Raw genomic sequence first — 19,241 nt, forward strand, 5'->3', positions numbered from 1 at the left:
GAAATAAAAATGAAATTTATACGCTCGGTAAACCGATAACAAACATTTGTAAAAACCAAACGATAAAGCCATAAATACCAACGCTTACGGCCATACCAAGCGGTAAAATGACAAAAAGTAATAAGAGCAATTTCCCTATTTCAGACGTCGATTCTGAAGAATGGTTTAAACTATCCATTGTGTTCCCCCACTTATAGATAAATAAAAGAATGCGCATTCTACTTGAGCTAAGAAATGATTTCTTTGATTTATCTCAAATTAAAAAGATATGAATGCCTATAAATAGGTATAATTGATTTAACTGACTGAAAATTAAGCGAAATTTCTCCTCGATAGTATCTTAAGAAAAAATCCTATTTGCTTCGTTTTTATTTATAATAAAGCCACTTCTAACCACTAAAAGGCAATCAACATGCTGTTTCCTTTGTCATTATCTTTTCCTTTAACACCAAGTGCGGTCAAAATTGAGCGAGAAAATCTCAAGAAATTTGAGCTCGAGAATTTTTCTCGTTATTCCATTTTTGAGCTGGTTGAAAATCGCAGTGATTTTTATGATGCCTTATTGATTCAACTTTGGCAGGAAATGGGATTAAGTGAACAACAGGGGATTTCTTTAATTGCTGTAGGCGGTTATGGACGGCGTGAGATGTTTCCTTTGTCGGATTTAGATTTTTTGATTTTGGTCGAGCAAACCCCAAGCCCAGAGATTGAAGAAAAAATCACTCAATTTATCCAATTTTTATGGGATTGTGGTTTTGAGGTGGGAAATAGTGTTCGAACCTTAGAACAATGCGAATCGGAAGGAAAACAAGATATTACGATTGCCACCAATTTATTAGAAGCAAGATTTCTCACTGGAAATCGACCGCTCTTTGATGCGCTAAATGAATTGGTAAAAAATTCTGATTTTTGGTCGAAAGAAGATTTTTTTAATGCCAAAGTGCAAGAGCAAATAGAACGTTATCAGCGTTACCATAATACGGCTTATAACCTTGAGCCAGATATTAAGTACAGTCCTGGTGGTTTGCGTGATTTGCATTTGTTGTATTGGGTAGCGTTGCGCCATTCGGGGGCGATGACTCTTGAGGCCATTTTACAAAGTGGTTTTATTTATCCTCAAGAATATCAGCAACTACAAGAAAGTCGTACATTTTTATTTAAAGTGCGGTTCGCTTTGCATTTAATTTTGAAACGTTACGATAATCGTCTGTTGTTTGATCGTCAAATTAAAGTCAGTGAATTGTTGGGTTTCCGAGGGGAAGGGAATCAAGCTGTGGAAAAAATGATGAAATGTTTTTTCCAAGCATTGCACCGAATTTCGCTTATTAGTAATTTGCTGATTCAGCATTATCGAGAAAATGTGCTTTCATCAAATCAGGACAGCGTGATTCATCAGTTAGACGATGATTTTCAACTGATTAACCAATGCTTGTGTTTGCGTAATAGCCTTGTTTTTCAAGAAAAACCAGAACGAATTTTAGATCTATTCTTTTATTTAACGCAGTATGAACAGGCTAATATTCATTCTGATACTTTGCGTCAATTACAAATTTCCTTAGATCAACTACCACAGAAATTATGCGAGATCCCTGCTGCTCGAGAAAAATTTCTACGTTTGTTTAATCAACCTAATGCGATTAAGCGTGCGTTTATGCCGATGCACCAATATGGCGTATTAACTACGTATCTTCCGCAATGGCAAGCAATTGAGGGTTTAATGCAATTTGATTTATTCCATATTTATACGGTGGATGAGCATACATTGCGAGTGATGTTAAAATTGGAAAGTTTTCTGTCACAGGAAAGTGCACAAGAACATCCCATTGCTCATCGAATTTTTAGCCAACTTTCTGACCGCACTTTGCTTTATATTGCAGTGTTATTCCACGATATTGCAAAAGGGCGGGGTGGTGATCATGCAGAACTTGGCGCAGAAGACGTAGCAGACTTTGCGCAATTACATGGTTTAGATCGTCGAGAAATTGATACCCTTGCTTGGCTCGTAAAATCCCATCTGCTGATGTCAATTACTGCGCAACGCCGTGATATTCATGATCCTGAAGTAGTAATGAATTTTGCGGAAGCCGTGCAAAATCAAGTTCGGCTAGATTATCTCACCTGTTTAACGGTGGCGGATATTTGCGCAACTAACAGCAATTTATGGAATAGCTGGAAACGTTCGCTTTTTGCCTCTTTATATGAATTTACAGAACAGCAATTTGCACAAGGTATGAAAGAATTGCTTGATTATTCAGAAAAATCGGAAGAAAACCGAAAACTTGCACAACAAATTTTAACGCAGGATTATTCCGATATTGCACCAATCTCGATTGCGCAATTATGGGATCGTTGTCCTGAAGATTATTTTGTACGTAATACGCCAAAACAAATCGCGTGGCATACAAGTTTGCTGGTGGATTTCGTTGAGGCATTATTAGTGAAAATTAGTAATCGCTTTTCACTTGGCGGCACGGAAGTATTTATTTATTGCCAAGATCAACCGCACTTATTTAATAAAGTTGTGAGTACCATTGGCGCAAAAAAATTCAGTATCCATGATGCGCAGATTATTACGACACAAGATGGTTATGTTTTTGATAGCTTTATCATCACGGAACTTAACGGTGAATTAGTGGAATTTGATCGTCGCCGAGAACTAGAGCAAGCCCTAACATTAGCCCTTCAAAGCGAAAAATTACCCGCACTTTCTACTACGCCGAATCGTCAGCTTCAACATTTTACTGTACAAACCGACGTGCGTTTTTTACATGAAAACAAAAAAGAGCATACTGAAATGGAGCTGGTTGCGTTGGATAAACCTGGGTTATTAGCCCAAGTGAGCCAAATTTTCAGTGAGCTAAATCTCAATTTATTGAATGCGAAAATTACCACTGTGGGCGAGAAAGCCGAGGACTTTTTTATTTTGACGAATCAATTAGGGAAAGCTCTTGCAAGAGAGGAGAGAGAAAACTTGCGCCATGTGATTATCCACGATGTTACATCATAAGCCAAAATGCGGTGTAACACACCGCATTTTTTTAACACTAAGCAATCGCTGAAAAGGCAATATCTGCAGCCGAAAGCGTTCTCTCTATATCTTCATCGGTGTGAGCGAGCGACATAAATCCTGCTTCAAAAGCAGATGGCGCAAGGTATATCCCCTGTTCTAACATTTTATGGAAGAAAATTTTAAATTTCTCGGTGTCGCATTTCATGACTTCAGCATAGGATGTTATTTCTTGTTGTTCAGTGAAGAAAATACCAAACATACCGCCAACATAGTTTACGACAAAAGGTACATGATGTTTTTCGGCAAGGGATTTTAATCCTAGACAAAGTTTCTCTGTTTTTATTGCAAGTTGTTGTTCATTGCCTGGTTTTTTCAATTCGTTTAAGCAAGCTAAACCTGCCGCCATTGCAATAGGATTACCAGAAAGTGTTCCCGCTTGATATACTGGACCGGTTGGGGCAAGATATTCCATTATAGCTTTTTTACCCCCTACCGCACCGACAGGCATTCCACCACCGATAACTTTACCTAGAGTTGTAAGATCAGGTGTTACACCATAATAAGATTGTGCTCCAGCAAGTGCTACGCGAAAACCTGTCATAACCTCATCAATGATGAAAAGTGCGCCATATTTGTCGCAAAGTTCTCGTATTCCTTGTAAAAATCCCGATTTTGGTGGAACGCAATTCATATTGCCAGCTACAGGCTCGATGATGACACAAGAAATACTATCAGGATATTGTTCAAATAGTGCTTTTACTGAGTCGAGATTATTGTATTCTGCCGTTAATGTATATTTCGCAAAATCTTTAGGTACGCCTGGAGAGCTTGGTTGACCAAGTGTTAATGCCCCCGAGCCTGCTTTTACAAGCAATGAGTCTGAATGACCATGGTAACAACCTTCAAATTTTAAGATTTTATCACGACCAGTATAACCACGAGCAAGGCGAATTGCCGTCATCGTTGCTTCGGTGCCTGAACTCACCATACGCACCATTTCAATAGAAGGGACAATATTACAGACCAGTTCTGCTAAATCAATTTCAGAAGGGGTGGGAGCACCAAAACTTAAACCATTTTCAGCCGCTTTAAGTACAGCATTTAAGATCGATGGATGATTATGGCCTAAAATCATTGGCCCCCAAGAACCAACATAGTCAACATATTGTTTTCCATTAGTATCATAAATATAGGCACCTTGCGCTTTTTGAATGAATACGGGGGTACCACCAACGCCTTTAAAGGCGCGTACAGGGGAATTTACTCCACCTGGAATAAAGGACTGAGCACGAGAAAAAAGTGCGGTTGAATCTGTCATTGTTTTTTCCTTTCTTATAAAAATGACGGTATTGTACTGAAAAATAGACTCTTTGTTAAAAATATCTTTATTGGTAAATTTCCCTTATGTTATCCTTTACAAAAAATTTTTAGGATCAAATTATGTTGAGTCTTTTAGTTGCGTTTTTAGGCGCATTTATTACGCTTATCGTAATGCGTCCAATTGCAAATAAAATTGGATTAGTTGATAAACCAAATTATCGCAAACGCCACCAGGGTGCAATTCCGCTAATTGGTGGCGTATCACTTTTTGTTGGTAATCTTTGCTATTACCTGATGGAATGGGATCAGCTTCGATTACCGTATCTCTATTTGTTCAGTATTTTTGTTTTATTGGCGATTGGGATTTTAGATGATCGCTTTGATATCAGTCCTTTCTTAAGAGCGGGAATTCAAGCAATTCTGGCGATTTTAATGATCGATCTTGGGAATGTTTATCTGGATCATCTAGGTCAGATTTTAGGGCCCTTCCAGTTAACGCTTGGTTCAATTGGTTTGATTATTACCGTCTTTGCCACTATTGCGATTATTAATGCCTTTAATATGATTGATGGTATTGATGGATTGCTCGGTGGGCTTTCTTGCGTTTCTTTTGCCTCGATTGGTTTCTTGATGTATCGAGATGGGCAAATGGATATGGCGCATTGGAGTTTTGCTTTAATTGCGTCGATTTTGCCTTATTTGATGCTAAATCTAGGGATTCCATTTGGCCCGAAATATAAGGTGTTTATGGGGGATGCGGGAAGTACATTAATTGGCTTTACCATTATTTGGATTTTGTTATTGAGTACACAAGGAAAAGGGCATCCTATGAATCCAGTCACCGCACTTTGGATTATTGCGATTCCTTTGATTGATATGGTTGCGATTATTTATCGCCGAGTTCGTAAAGGTAAGAGCCCATTCCGCCCAGATCGTTTACATGTCCATCATTTAATGGTGAGAGCTGGGTTGACATCAAGACAAGCCTTTTTATTGATTACATTTGTTTCTGCAATTTGTGCAACGATTGGTATTTTAGGGGAAATTTATTATGTGAATGAGTGGGCGATGTTTATTGGCTTTTTCATTTTATTTTTCCTTTATGTATATTCAATTACGCGTGCATGGCGAATTACTCGTTGGGTAAGAAGAATGAAACGTCGAGCCAAACGGTTGAAGAAAGCATAAAAATAAAGGCTTGTGTTATTAAATCACAAGCCTTTATTTTTTGAGAAAATTCACCGCACTTTTAACATTTTGGTGATCTATTTTTATAGATAGAAAAAATCCCTAGCCTTTTGGCTAGGGATTGAAATTTGGAGCGGGAAACGAGGCTCGAACTCGCGACCCCGACCTTGGCAAGGTCGTGCTCTACCAACTGAGCTATTCCCGCAATAATGCTTTTATAATGTGAAATTTGGAGCGGGAAACGAGGCTCGAACTCGCGACCCCAACCTTGGCAAGGTTGTGCTCTACCAACTGAGCTATTCCCGCAGTTCACATCAGTGAATGAGCCCGCATTATACAAATATTTTTAGGGCTTGCAAGGGCAATTTCATAAAAAGAAATTTTTTGTTGAAGTTTTCGTCAATCTAATTTCATGAAATGTTCGCGATAATAAGCTAGCTCTTTAATCGATTCTCGAATGTCATCTAGCGCCAAATGCGTATTCTCTTTTTTAAAGCCTTCTAAAATTTCAGGTTTCCAACGTGCTGCAAGTTCTTTTAATGTGCTAACGTCTAAATGACGATAATGAAAATAATCAGCTAAATCAGGCATATATTTCACTAAGAAGCGTTTATCTTGCGCAATACTGTTACCGCAAATTGGCGACGCACCTTTGGGAACCCATTTTTTTAAAAAGTCTAAGGTTTGTAATTCTGCTGCACGTTCGGTGAGTTTGCTGGCTTTTACGCGTTCAATTAAGCCGTTTTCACTATGTGTTTTTTGGCACCAATCATTCATTTTATTGAGTAATTCATCAGATTGATGAACAGCTAATACCGGGCCCTCTGCCAAAATATTCAAATTTTTATCTGTCACAATAGTCGCAATTTCAATAATACGTTCTTTTTCCGGATCTAAACCGGTCATTTCTAAATCAATCCAAATAAGATTTTGTTTATCGAATGGCATAATATCAGGTATCCTATGCAAAAATTTTTTTCATTTTACCAAAAACAAGGGAAAAAACGACCGCACTTTTATGGCTAAACGTAAATTAACTCAGAACCAAACCAGAAGAATTCAATCGAATAATGCGAAAACATTACATCGCCATAAGAAAAAAGAGATTGAATGGTCAGATGAAATGCTTGGCGAATCACAAGAAGGTGTTGTGGTCACGCGTTATTCGATTCATGCTGATGTCGAAAATGAACAAGGCGAAATTTATCGTTGTAATTTGCGTCGTACCTTGTCGAGTTTGGTGGTGGGAGATAAAGTCGTTTGGCGTAAAGGCAATGAACAATTACAAGGTGTGAGCGGCGTGATTGAGGCGATTCACCCTCGAGAAAATGAAATTTCCCGCCCTGACTATTATGATGGTTTGAAACCCATTGCGGCGAATATTGATCGTATTATTATTGTATCAGCAGTATTGCCAACGCTTTCCTTAAATATTATCGATCGTTATCTTGTTGTGTGTGAAATTGCGGGAATCACGCCTCTCATTGTTTTGAATAAAGTGGATTTATTGGCGCAAGAACAGCGTCAAGAAATTGAATACCAACTTAAAATTTACCAAGATATTGGCTATGAAATTTTAATGATTTCAGCAAAGAGTGGTGAAAATATGGAAAAATTAACCGCACTTTTGGCACAAGGCACGGCGATTTTTGTTGGGCAATCTGGTGTTGGTAAATCGAGTCTAATTAATCATATTTTACCTAGCGTAAACGCTCAAGTAGGTGATGTGAGTGAAATATCAGGCTTAGGGCAACATACGACGACATCATCTCGTCTTTATCATTTGCCACAAGGTGGTAATTTAATTGATTCGCCAGGAATTAGAGAATTTGGGCTTTGGCATTTAGATGCGGAGCAAATTACAAAAGGGTATCGAGAATTTCAATATGTTTTGGGAACCTGTAAATTCCGTGATTGTAAACATTTGAGCGATCCAGGGTGTGCGTTGCGTGAAGCCGTTGAGCAAGGGAAAATTTCTCCTGTTCGTTATGATAATTATCATCGATTAATTGAAAGTTTAAGTGAAACAAAATCACAGCGTCATTTTTCAGTAGTTTAACGATTGCGTGAGGTGGATAAAAAATAGGCATATTTGTTGCTTTTTCACGATTTAGTTTAAGTTTTTTGTGTTTATTGTTGATTATTTTCCTTTGAACAAGGATACTAAGGCGATTTCTTAGTTTTTATTTTTTAACTATTATTTAGTAGAGGTAGCATTATGTACTCAAAAGATGTCGAAATCACTGCGCCAAATGGCTTACATACTCGCCCAGCTGCGCAATTTGTGAAAGAAGCAAAGGCATTTTTATCTGATATTACTGTGACTTCAGCAGGAAAAAGCGCAAGTGCGAAAAGTTTATTTAAGCTACAGACGTTAGGTTTAACACAAGGAACTGTGATCACCATTTCTGCAGAAGGTGAAGATGAGCAACAGGCTGTAGACCATTTAGTTGCTTTAATTCCAACCTTAGAATAATACTGACTTAGCCATAAAATTGAGAAATTTTATGGCTATTGTTTATCTATCCCTTTTTTAATTATTTCGGAAGGTATCTATGATTTCTGGCATTCTCGCATCCCCAGGTATTGCCTTTGGTAAGGCACTTGTTCTTAAAGAAGAAAAGATTGTTCTTGATACGCAAAAAATTACTGATGATCAAATTGATGCAGAAGTCGATCGATTTTATGAAGGTCGTGCATTGGCGGTGGAACAACTTAATTCAATCAGAGAGCGTGCATTAATTTCTTTAGGCGAAGAAAAAGCCGCAATCTTTGAAGGTCACTTGATGATTCTTGAGGATGAGGAATTAGAAGAAGAAATTCTTGATTATCTTCGTTCAAATAAAGTCAATGCCGCAGTTGCAGCGAGCAAAATTATTGATCAACAAGTCGCAATGTTGTCGGAGATCGATGATGAATATTTGAAAGAGCGTGCTGGCGATATTCGTGATATTGGTAACCGTTTAATTAAAAATATTTTGGGCATGTACATAGTAGATCTTGGCGATATTCAAGAAGAATCAATTCTTGTTGCTTATGATTTGACTCCATCAGAAACGGCTCAACTTAATCTTGAAAAAGTATTAGGGGTTGTCACTGATATTGGTGGTAGAACGTCTCATACTTCTATTATGGCGCGTTCTTTAGAATTACCAGCGATTGTGGGCACAAATAATGTGACCGAATTAGTCAATACAGGTGATTATTTAATCTTAGATGCCATAAATAATCAAGTTTATATTAATCCAATGCAATCTCAGATTGATGAATTAAAAACACTTGAAGCTAAAATTTCTGAGGAAAAAGCCGAGTTAGCTAAATTAAAAGATCTTCCTGCAATCACATTGGATGGACACAAGGTTGATGTTGTCGCGAATATTGGGACAATCCGTGATTGTGAAGGAGCAGATCGCAATGGCGCGGAAGGTATTGGTTTATACCGAACTGAATTCTTATTTATGGATCGTGAACAGCTTCCGACGGAAGAAGAACAATTCATCGCCTATAAAGAAGTCGTAGAGGCAATGAACGGGCGTTTAACCGTGCTTCGTACCATGGATATTGGTGGCGATAAAGAGCTTCCATATTTAGATTTACCAAAAGAAATGAATCCATTCTTGGGATGGCGTGCGATTCGTATTGCGTTAGATCGCCGTGAAATTTTAAATGCACAATTACGCGCGGTGTTACGTGCTTCAGCGTTTGGTAAATTGGCCGTGATGTTCCCGATGATTATTTCTGTAGAAGAAATTCGAGAATTAAAAGCGGTTATTGAAACATTAAAAGCGGAATTACGTGCAGAAGGAAAAGCTTTCGATGAGCATATCCAAGTGGGTGTCATGGTTGAAACACCATCTGCTGCTGTAAATGCAAAATTCTTAGCAAAAGAAGTAGATTTCTTCAGTATCGGTACTAACGATTTAACCCAATATACTTTGGCGGTGGATCGAGGCAATGAGTTAATTTCTCATCTTTACAATCCGATGCAGCCATCTGTACTTGGTTTAATAAAACAAGTAATTGATGCTTCTCACGCAGAGGGCAAATGGACGGGAATGTGCGGTGAATTAGCCGGTGATGAACGTGCAACCTTATTGTTACTTGGTATGGGATTAGATGAATTTAGTATGAGTGCTATTTCTGTACCTCGAATTAAAAAATTAATCCGTAATGTGAATTTTCAAGATGCAAAAGCACTTGCTAATGCCGCATTACAAAAACCGACCGCTTCGGAAATTGAGCAGTTAATTGAAGAATTTTTGGCGGAAAATGCATTAAATTAAACAAAATTGTTTGATTTTACGTTAAAATAACAGCCATCTATGAATGGATAGGAGATTAAAATGGGCTTATTTGACAAGTTATTCGGTTCAAAAGAAAACAAATCTGTGGAAGTTGAAATTTATGCACCTATCTCTGGTGAGATTGTAAATATTGAAGATGTTCCCGATGTGGTTTTCTCTGAAAAAATCGTGGGTGATGGTGTTGCTATTCGCCCTACTGGTAACAAAATCGTTGCGCCAGTGGATGGTGTGATTGGTAAAATTTTTGAAACCAACCATGCTTTCTCAATGGAATCAAAAGAAGGTGTAGAATTATTTGTACACTTTGGTATTGATACCGTTGAGCTGAAAGGTGAAGGCTTTACTCGTATTGCACATGAAGGTCAATCTGTTAAGCGTGGTGACACCGTGATTGAATTTGATCTTCCTTTATTAGAATCAAAAGCAAAATCTGTATTAACACCCGTTGTTATTTCCAATATGGATGAAATTTCTTGCATCGTGAAAAAATCAGGTGAAGTGGTCGCTGGAGAGTCAGTGGTATTAAGCTTAACGAAATAATTTCTTTACTATAAAAAGTCCGCCTTTGTGCGGATTTTTTATTTGTGTAAATAAAACTGTGGTGTAGATAGGATTCAACGGAAAAATTAAAAATGATCTATAAACTTACTGGCTCACTCCAAAATTACGTATGGGGAGGGCATCAATATATTCCTCAATTACTGAATATTCCTGCGGAAGAAAATCAATATTATGCTGAATGGTGGTTGGGCGCTCATAATTCTGCACCTTCAACCATTGAAGTCGATGGTAAAAATTTGTTACTTACTGAATTTTTACAGAAAAATCCTACCGCACTTGGTGCACAAAGCCGAGCAAGTTTTGGTGATGAATTACCCTATTTATTAAAAATTCTTGATGTCGCCCAACCCCTTTCTATTCAACTTCATCCAACGAAAACACAAGCTGAGATAGGTTTTGCGGAAGAAAATGCGAAAGGCATTGATTTAAAAGCATCAACACGTACTTATAAAGATAACAATCATAAACCTGAAATGATGATTGCTTTATCTGATTTCTGGTTGTTGCATGGATTTAAAAATAAATCGGATATTATCGAAACTTTAGCATCGCGATCATCTTTAGCGCCGCTTGCAAAAAAATTACATAAACAAGATTTACATGCTTTCTATGCCGATATTATGCAAGCAGAACAGGCCCAATTACAGCAATGGCTTTCCCCAATTCTGTTGGAAAATCAAACTGCTTATGAGGCTAATAATCTGGATTTAACTAATCCAGATTATTGGGTGCTTTATACCATTGATGCAATGAATATTTCTTTAGATAAATTAGATGCAGGTTTAATTTGTTTCTATTTGTTTAATATTGTGCACCTCAAAAAAGGCGAGGGAATTTACCAAGATGCTGGCATTTCGCACGCTTATTTACGTGGGCAAAATATTGAACTGATGGCTTGTTCAGATAATGTGATTCGCGGTGGTTTAACGCCTAAATATGTGGATATTCCAGAATTGCTTAAAATTGTCGATTGTCGTGAAGTGGAGCCTAAAATTATCCCGTCGGCACCTCAAGACACGCGTATATTTACTTATGCTACGCCAGCAAAAGATTTCGCTTTGCAAAATATTCAATATGAATGTGGTGAAACTCATCATTTAAAATCACAAAGTGCGAGTATTTTATTGGTAATGAATGGCCAGTTAAATTTACGCTCAGAAACGACCGCACTTTCTTTGAAACAAGGTGAGGCAGCTTTCATTACCGCAGGCGCTTCTTATGAAGTGGAAGGCTTAATTGAAGGCTATGCAGTGGTGGCAAAATTGCCTTAATTTTATACAAAACAGGCTATAAAAGTGCGGGTAGTTTTGATAGACTTTTTATTCAATCTATCCAATAAAGGAGAAAAATATGCTTGATGGATTCGCTATTTCCACATTAATTTTTGTGATATTAGTCGCATTAATTTTGTTTTCTACAGTAAAAACTGTACCACAAGGCTATAATTGGACAATCGAACGTTTCGGTCGTTACACAAGAACATTAATGCCTGGGCTAAATTTAGTGGTGCCTTTTGTTGATCGTATTGGTCGTAAAATTAATATGATGGAACAAGTTTTAGACATTCCTTCCCAAGAAGTGATTTCTAAAGATAACGCCAATGTTTCTATTGACGCGGTTTGTTTTGTCCAAGTGATTGATGCCCGAAGTGCGGCTTATGAAGTAAACCATTTGGAACAAGCTATCATCAATTTAACCATGACAAATATTCGAACCGTGCTTGGCTCGATGGAGCTTGATGAAATGCTTTCCCAACGTGATTCTATTAATAGTCGATTATTGGCTATTGTGGATGAAGCGACAAATCCATGGGGGATTAAAGTAACCCGTATTGAAATTCGTGATGTTCGTCCGCCTCGTGAATTGATTGATTCTATGAATGCTCAAATGAAAGCGGAACGAAATAAACGTGCTGAAGTATTAGAGGCTGAGGGGATTCGTCAGGCTCAGATTCTTCGTGCTGAAGGTGAAAAACAAGCTAGAATTTTAAAAGCGGAAGGGGAGCGACAAGAAGCCTTTTTACAAGCTGAAGCTCGAGAACGAGCAGCAGAAGCTGAAGCAAAAGCAACGCAAATGGTATCAGAAGCAATTACCAGTGGTGATACCAAAGCGATTAACTACTTTATTGCACAAAAATACACGGAAGCATTAAAAGAAATCGGTAGTTCAGGAAATAGTAAAGTCGTGCTTATGCCATTAGAAGCAGGCAATTTAATTGGTTCTGTTGCAGGTATTGCGGAGTTATTAAAGGGCGATAAAAAATCTTAATTTAGATAAAGTGCGGTGATTTTTTTAATCGTTTATCACCGCACTTTTGTAATAAAAAGCCTTTACAACAAATAGGAGAATCTATGGCGGATTGGTTAATAAATTGGACGCTTTGGCACTGGCTGATTTTAGGTTTTATTTTGCTTATTGGTGAAGTGCTTACACCTGGGATATTTTTGCTATGGTGGGGATTAGCAGCTTTAGTGACGGCATTTGTACAATTTCTTTTTCCCAGCCTTTCTCTTGCCTCACTTGCTATTTTTTACGCGCTATTAGCTTGCATACTTTCAGTGATTTGGTGGAAATATCAACATGGTAAAGATCGCCATGATCAATATCATTCAACATTAAATCAGCGAGATCATGCGTTACTTGGTAAACAAGGTGTTGTTCAAGAACTTGGCGTGAATGGAATTGGTCGAGGCGCGTTTGGCGACACAACTTGGCGCATTCAAGGTGATAATCTCACGGTTGGAGCATTGATTGAAGTTGAACGTGTGGATGGTATTACGCTGATTGTAAAAAATATTTCTAATTAGTTTAGGATTTTAATTAATAATAAACAAGACAGGCGCTAGGCCTGTCTTTTTTTGTATGATTAAAATGTTCTTCTAAAATTTACCGCACTTTGAGATTAACCTAGCGTCGCTAAAATAATTTGCTCTTGATCAATGTGAATCCAAACTTGTTGCCCGATTTGCCATTGATTTGGCTGGTGGACTGTAGCACAAAATTCAATATCGCTTTCAGCAAATTGAAGGATCGCTTCCTCTTCATTTAGTGATTTGATATTTACAGGGAACTGATTAGCCTGATTTTCTAGTGGTTTTTCACTAATTTTCACCCAAGGCGCTTTGAACATCAACATCACTTCTTTTTCCGTAATGAGTTTCAAACGAGCCGAGCTTTTAGTGGTAATAGAAACTTGCAACGGCGTTGGTAATCCTTGCACATTCACATCCACAACACAACGAGAGTCAATGATTCGTTGTTGTGCCACTCGCCCAAAAAATTGATTGCGTGCGCTACTTTGTAAAGAAAAACGTGCAGTTGCCGTGAGCAAACTATCTAACGGAACAGATTCATCTTGTAGAATATGAAAAGCGTGTTCTTGCGTACGTTCTAATAAATCATAAAGCTGTAGCAAACGCTCGGCATAAGTGGTAAGCGCTGTGCCTCCTCCATTTTTTCCACCTGTATTTCGTTCAAGCAATGGGCGAGGGCTGATTTTATTCATGGCTTCTAAATGATCCCACGCACTTTTATAGCTCACTTTTGCATTTTTCGCTGCTTGATTAATCGAACCGCATTGTTGAATTTCTTTGAGTAAACGCACTCGTTTTGGATCGATAAAAAGTGCTTGTTGAAGTTTGATGGTGAGTAAGATCTCGGTATTTTTCATTTTTCTGTTCCTTATCACAATACGGACATTTTACTATGAAAATAGATGAGATAAAACGCTCTGGCGGATAAACTATCTTTGAATAATATTAATCAACTGTTTTTTTAAACAGTTGATTGTTGAAATATATTATGAACTTCAGTAAACTGTTCGTCAGTTTTTAAACAAGCATTAATGCGTTATTGATATTTATGAAAACGGCTTTTTTCCAACCTGATATTCCTACCCAACCCAATGATCACAAAATTTTAGGCAATGTATTACCCGGCGCAGATGCATTGGCGATTAGTGAAATTGCAGAGCAAAATCAAAATTTAACCGTCGTGGTGACACCAGATACGCGAAGTGCGGTGCGTTTATCACGTGTTTTATCGGAATTAATCAGCCAAAATGTATGCCTTTTTCCTGATTGGGAAACCTTACCTTACGATACCTTTTCTCCCCATCAAGAAATCATTTCCTCTCGTTTAAGTGCGCTTTTCCATTTACAAAATGCGAAAAAAGGCATTTTCTTATTACCGATTTCGACATTAATGCAACGCCTTTGCCCGCCACAATATTTACAACACAATGTGCTTCTGATTAAAAAAGGCGATCGCTTGGTCATTGATAAAATGCGCTTACAATTAGAAGCTGCAGGCTATCGTGCTGTGGAGCAAGTATTGGAACATGGTGAATATGCGGTTCGTGGAGCCTTGTTGGATCTTTTCCCGATGGGAAGTGCGGTTCCTTTTCGTCTCGATTTTTTTGATGATGAAATTGATTCGATTCGCACTTTTGATGTGGATACGCAACGTACTCTTGATGAAATTACATCGATTAACCTTTTACCAGCGCACGAATTTCCAACGGATGATAAAGGGATTGAATTTTTCCGTGCGCAATTTCGTGAAACTTTTGGGGAGATTCGTCGAGATCCCGAACATATTTATCAGCAAATCAGTAAAGGTACATTGATTTCTGGCATTGAATATTGGCAGCCACTTTTCTTTTCTGAAATGGCGACTTTGTTTGATTATTTGCCAGAACAAACGCTGTTTATAGATATGGAAAATAACCAAATGCAGGGCGAGCGTTTTTATCAAGATGCAAAACAGCGTTATGAACAACGTAAAGTGGATCCGATACGTCCGCTTTTACCGCCTGAAAAATTATGGCTTAATGTTGATGAAGTTAATCGCCGATTGAAATCTTATCCACGCATTACATTTAAAGCGGAAAAAGTGCGGTCATCGGTACGCCAGAAAAATTTACCCGTTGTCGCTTTACCAGAAGTGACTATTCAATCCCAGCAAAAAGAACCATTGGGACAATTACGCCAATTTATTGAGCATTTTAAAGGAAATGTACTGTTTTCGGTGGAGACGGAAGGCCGTCGAGAGACGTTGCTTGATTTGCTTTCACCGTTAAAACTCAAGCCAAAACAAATTCAATCCTTGGAACAGGCTAAAAATGAAAAATTTAGCTTGTTAGTCAGTTCCCTTGAACAAGGTTTTATTATTGAACAATCGCTTCCTGTTGCGATTATTGGTGAAGCTAATTTACTTGGCGAGCGCGTTCAACAACGTTCTAGAGATAAACGTAAAACAATTAATCCTGATACGCTTGTGCGCAATCTTGCCGAGTTGAAAATAGGGCAGCCAGTTGTGCATCTTGATCACGGTGTGGGGCGTTATGGCGGTTTGGTAACGTTAGATACAGGCGGCATTAAAGCAGAATATTTGCTACTAAATTATGCAAATGAATCAAAACTTTATGTGCCTGTTACTTCATTACATTTGATTAGCCGTTATGTTGGTGGCTCTGATGAAAGTGCGCCATTACATAAATTGGGTAACGAGGCTTGGGCGAAATCACGTCAAAAAGCAGCGGAGAAAATTCGTGATGTGGCGGCAGAGTTATTAGATGTTTACGCACAACGTGAAGCGAAGAAAGGCTTTGCTTTTAAATATGATCGTGAAGAATTTCAACAGTTTGCCGCAACTTTTCCTTTTGAGGAAACCTACGATCAGGAAATGGCAATTAATGCGGTAATTTCGGATATGTGTCAGCCAAAAGCAATGGATCGTCTTGTTTGTGGTGATGTGGGGTTTGGTAAAACTGAAGTGGCAATGCGCGCTGCCTTTTTGGCGGTGATGAATCATAAGCAAGTAGCAGTGCTAGTGCCAACCACACTGTTAGCCCAACAGCATTATGAGAATTTTAAAGATCGTTTTGCGAATTTGCCTGTGAATGTAGAAGTGTTATCGCGTTTTAAAACTGCAAAAGAACAAAAACAAATTCTTGAAAATCTTGCAGAAGGCAAAGTCGATATACTGATTGGTACCCATAAATTAATTCAATCAGATGTAAAATTTAGCGATCTTGGCTTGTTGATTATTGATGAAGAACACCGTTTTGGTGTAGGGCAAAAAGAGAAAATCAAACAGCTTCGTGCGAATATCGATATTCTTACCCTAACGGCAACGCCAATTCCGCGTACGCTCAATATGGCGATGAATGGTATTCGTGATCTGTCCATTATTTCTACACCTCCTGCTCGCCGATTAAGTATTAAAACCTTTGTCCGCCAGAATGATGATCTTGTTGTACGAGAAGCGATTTTGCGTGAAATCTTGCGTGGCGGGCAGGTTTATTATCTTCACAATGATGTCGCAAGTATTGAAAATACAGCAGAAAAACTGACCGCACTTGTGCCTGAAGCGCGAGTGATTGTGGGGCACGGACAAATGCGAGAACGTGATCTAGAGCGCGTGATGAGTGATTTTTATCATCAGCGTTATAACGTATTAGTTTGTTCAACCATTATCGAAACGGGTATTGATGTGCCAACGGCAAATACCATTATTATTGAACGAGCAGATCATTTTGGTTTGGCTCAGTTACATCAATTACGTGGACGAGTAGGGCGTTCACATCATCAGGCTTATGCTTATTTGCTTACGCCACCGCCAAAAATGATGACAAAAGATGCTGAACGCCGCCTAGATGCGTTAGAAAATCTTGATAACCTTGGGGCTGGTTTTATCTTGGCTACTCACGATTTAGAGATTCGTGGCGCTGGTGAATTACTTGGAAATGAACAAAGTGGACAAATCGAAAGCATCGGTTTTTCGCTTTACATGGAATTATTGGATGCAGCGGTTAAAGCATTAAAAAAAGGGCGAGAACCATCATTAGAAGAATTGACGCAACAACAAGCGGATATTGAATTACGTGTGCCTGCTTTATTGCCAGATGATTATCTAGGTGATGTGAATATGCGTTTATCCTTTTATAAACGTATTGCTGCAGCAGAGAGTAAATCAGAATTGGACGAGTTAAAAGTCGAGTTGATTGACAGATTCGGATTATTGCCTGATGCGACAAAAAATCTACTACAAATTGCAGAATTACGTTTGTTGGTTGAGCCGTTGAAAGTTGTGCGAATTGATGCAGGAACACAAGGCGGTTTTATTGAGTTTTCACCAAAAGCACAAGTGAATCCAGATAAATTTATTCAATTAATTCAAAAAGAACCTATTGTGTATCGATTTGATGGTCCATTGAAATTTAAGTTTATGAAAGACCTATCTGATAACAAAGTGCGGTTAGAATTTGTGGTAGATTTGTTGAAAGTAATTGCCTCATAAAAAAGAAGTCCGATCATCATGATCGGACTTTTTGTCTATATATTCGGTGGAAGAGTTATTGTACTAATAAGTAAAAATTGTTGTCTCCACGTAAAATATTTAAGGCCACAGCCGATGGCTCCTCATCAAGCGCTTTGCTTAATTCAGCCGTGTTTTCAACCTGCTGGCGGTTTATGCCAATAATAATATCGCCAGCTTTTAAACCACGTTGGGCTGCGAGGGAGTTCGGTTGAATTTTGGTGATTTCAATCCCTTTGATGCCTTTTGCATCATAGTTTTTCAATGTTGCTCCATCTAATGCTGGCAATTCCGTTTTAGAGGAAAGTTGATTTCCATCATCCGCTTGTAATTTCACTTTAACATCGTGTGATTTACCATCACGTAAGTAAGTTAAACTGATCTCTTTTCCTGCACCAGAGGTGGCAATTTTTGCTCGCATTTCTGCGAAACTTGAGATTTTTTGACCATTCATCGCGGTGATAATATCCCCCGCTTTAATGCCAGCTTTTTCAGCAGCAGATTTCGGTAAAACTTCACTTACAAATGCGCCTTGTTGTGCGCTCACATTAAAGGCTTTGGCTAAATCAGCATTGAGTTCGCCACCTTTAATACCAAGCAATCCTCGGCGTACTTCACCAAATTCTAAAATTTGTTGTACTAAATTGTTTGCTTGATTACTTGGAATCGCAAAGGCAATGCCTGCATTGCCACCGCTTGGCGAAATAATCGCGGTGTTGATACCAATAAGTTCACCATTTAGGTTGACTAATGCACCACCTGAATTACCGCGGTTTACAGCAGCATCAGTTTGAATATAGTTTTCATAAGCACCGCTGTCAGAGCCAGTTGAGCGACCTAATGCAGAAACAATACCAGATGTAACAGTTTGACCTAAACCAAATGGATTACCAATTGCAACAGTGAAATCGCCTACGCGTAATTTATCGGAATCAGCAAATTTAATTTCTGTTAAATTACTTGGTTTTTCAAGTTGTACTAATGCAATATCTGATTGTTCATCCTTACCAACTAATTTCGCTTTAAACTCACGTCCATCTTGTAATTGCACGGTAATTTTATCTGCCCCGTCAATAACATGATTATTCGTTAAAACATAGCCTTTATTGGCATTAATAATGACGCCAGAACCTAAACCACGGAAGTTACGTTTTGATTCACCGCGTCCACCAAATTGTTCAGCAAAACGATCGCCGAAGAAGAATTTAAATTCCTCAGGAATATCGTCTTGAAAAGGAGAACGTGAATCAACTTTTGCTTTTCCTTCAACAGAAAGCGTCACCACAGCAGGTTGAACTTTTTCTAACATGGGTGCCAAACTATTTTGCTCTGAAATAAAACTTGGTAAACCAGCTTGAGCCACAAATGGTGTACTCAAGACACTTAATCCGAGAGCAATACTGCTTAATACAAAACGTGTTTTTTTCATAAAATACTCCAAAATAGATTTCAGATAACGTGGTCTATGAGACAAAGAAATAAAAAAAATGTTCAATATGGATTTATTTCTCATATTTATTGAAAGTTTCTAAAGGAAA

At 38.2% G+C, this 19,241-nt stretch carries 15 protein-coding genes and 2 tRNA genes; 10 read left to right on the forward strand and 7 right to left on the reverse strand.

Annotated features, from left to right (window positions below; translation table 11 throughout):
- Window positions 1–16 precede the first annotated feature (16 nt).
- Window positions 17–178, reverse strand: a complete 162-nt coding sequence (locus tag KP713_RS00090) for a nitrate/trimethylamine N-oxide reductase NapE/TorE (RefSeq protein WP_215769488.1) — start codon at window positions 176–178, stop codon at window positions 17–19.
- Between the two features lie 234 nt (window positions 179–412).
- Here KP713_RS00090 and glnD point away from each other — a divergent pair, with 234 nt between their 5' ends.
- A complete protein-coding gene (gene glnD / locus KP713_RS00095; protein ID WP_215769489.1) occupies window positions 413–3,007 on the forward strand; it encodes a bifunctional uridylyltransferase/uridylyl-removing protein GlnD in 2,595 nt (864 codons plus the stop codon).
- A gap of 37 nt (window positions 3,008–3,044) precedes the next feature.
- On the opposite strand, the gene hemL is transcribed toward glnD, so the two are convergent.
- Window positions 3,045–4,328, reverse strand: a complete 1,284-nt coding sequence (gene hemL, locus KP713_RS00100) for a glutamate-1-semialdehyde 2,1-aminomutase (protein WP_215769490.1) — start codon at window positions 4,326–4,328, stop codon at window positions 3,045–3,047.
- Between the two features lie 122 nt (window positions 4,329–4,450).
- On the opposite strand from hemL, the gene wecA reads away from it, so the two are divergent.
- Window positions 4,451–5,518 (forward strand): UDP-N-acetylglucosamine--undecaprenyl-phosphate N-acetylglucosaminephosphotransferase, encoded by a 1,068-nt coding sequence (wecA, locus tag KP713_RS00105; protein WP_215769491.1) that lies wholly within the window; start codon window positions 4,451–4,453, stop codon window positions 5,516–5,518.
- Window positions 5,519–5,647: 129 nt separating this feature from the next.
- On the opposite strand, the gene KP713_RS00110 is transcribed toward wecA, so the two are convergent.
- From KP713_RS00110 to orn, 3 genes are all read right to left on the reverse strand, one after another.
- Window positions 5,648–5,723, reverse strand: a tRNA-Gly gene (locus KP713_RS00110).
- Window positions 5,724–5,748: 25 nt separating this feature from the next.
- Window positions 5,749–5,824: transfer RNA gene (locus KP713_RS00115), tRNA-Gly, on the reverse strand.
- Window positions 5,825–5,917: 93 nt separating this feature from the next.
- Complete coding sequence (gene orn / locus KP713_RS00120; RefSeq protein ID WP_009500975.1) at window positions 5,918–6,466, reverse strand: oligoribonuclease; 549 nt, start codon at window positions 6,464–6,466, stop codon at window positions 5,918–5,920.
- A gap of 70 nt (window positions 6,467–6,536) precedes the next feature.
- Here orn and rsgA point away from each other — a divergent pair, with 70 nt between their 5' ends.
- The 7 genes from rsgA to KP713_RS00155 all read left to right on the forward strand — a co-directional run bounded on the left by rsgA (window position 6,537) and on the right by KP713_RS00155 (window position 13,190).
- A complete protein-coding gene (gene rsgA, locus KP713_RS00125) occupies window positions 6,537–7,577 on the forward strand; it encodes a small ribosomal subunit biogenesis GTPase RsgA (RefSeq protein ID WP_215769492.1) in 1,041 nt (346 codons plus the stop codon).
- Window positions 7,578–7,736: 159 nt separating this feature from the next.
- Window positions 7,737–7,994, forward strand: coding sequence for a phosphocarrier protein Hpr (gene ptsH, locus KP713_RS00130; protein ID WP_009500977.1), 258 nt, complete (start codon window positions 7,737–7,739; stop codon window positions 7,992–7,994).
- Between the two features lie 79 nt (window positions 7,995–8,073).
- Window positions 8,074–9,801: a phosphoenolpyruvate-protein phosphotransferase PtsI gene (gene ptsI / locus KP713_RS00135; protein ID WP_215769493.1), complete on the forward strand. Its 1,728-nt coding sequence runs from the start codon at window positions 8,074–8,076 to the stop codon at window positions 9,799–9,801.
- A gap of 60 nt (window positions 9,802–9,861) precedes the next feature.
- Window positions 9,862–10,362 carry a PTS glucose transporter subunit IIA gene (gene crr / locus KP713_RS00140; protein ID WP_118776801.1) on the forward strand — a complete coding sequence of 167 codons (501 nt, stop codon included), beginning with the start codon at window positions 9,862–9,864 and terminating at the stop codon, window positions 10,360–10,362.
- A gap of 92 nt (window positions 10,363–10,454) precedes the next feature.
- Window positions 10,455–11,654, forward strand: a complete 1,200-nt coding sequence (gene manA / locus KP713_RS00145; protein WP_215769494.1) for a mannose-6-phosphate isomerase, class I — start codon at window positions 10,455–10,457, stop codon at window positions 11,652–11,654.
- A gap of 79 nt (window positions 11,655–11,733) precedes the next feature.
- The gene (locus tag KP713_RS00150) at window positions 11,734–12,651 is read left to right on the forward strand and encodes an SPFH domain-containing protein (protein WP_005628412.1); all 918 of its coding nucleotides are present in this window, start codon (window positions 11,734–11,736) and stop codon (window positions 12,649–12,651) included.
- 83 nt (window positions 12,652–12,734) lie between these two features.
- Window positions 12,735–13,190: an NfeD family protein gene (locus KP713_RS00155; RefSeq protein ID WP_048953064.1), complete on the forward strand. Its 456-nt coding sequence runs from the start codon at window positions 12,735–12,737 to the stop codon at window positions 13,188–13,190.
- Between the two features lie 95 nt (window positions 13,191–13,285).
- Here the strand turns inward: KP713_RS00155 and KP713_RS00160 are convergent, their stop codons facing one another.
- Window positions 13,286–14,053 carry a TOBE domain-containing protein gene (locus tag KP713_RS00160; RefSeq protein ID WP_215769495.1) on the reverse strand — a complete coding sequence of 256 codons (768 nt, stop codon included), beginning with the start codon at window positions 14,051–14,053 and terminating at the stop codon, window positions 13,286–13,288.
- Window positions 14,054–14,244: 191 nt separating this feature from the next.
- Here KP713_RS00160 and mfd point away from each other — a divergent pair, with 191 nt between their 5' ends.
- The gene (gene mfd / locus KP713_RS00165; protein WP_215769496.1) at window positions 14,245–17,685 is read left to right on the forward strand and encodes a transcription-repair coupling factor; all 3,441 of its coding nucleotides are present in this window, start codon (window positions 14,245–14,247) and stop codon (window positions 17,683–17,685) included.
- A 55-nt stretch (window positions 17,686–17,740) separates the two neighbouring features.
- Here the strand turns inward: mfd and KP713_RS00170 are convergent, their stop codons facing one another.
- Window positions 17,741–19,132, reverse strand: coding sequence for a DegQ family serine endoprotease (locus KP713_RS00170; protein WP_215769497.1), 1,392 nt, complete (start codon window positions 19,130–19,132; stop codon window positions 17,741–17,743).
- Window positions 19,133–19,241 lie beyond the last annotated feature (109 nt).

This window comes from Haemophilus sp. SZY H36 (assembly GCF_018829625.1).
Classification (GTDB): Bacteria; Pseudomonadota; Gammaproteobacteria; order Enterobacterales; family Pasteurellaceae; genus Haemophilus; species Haemophilus haemolyticus_K.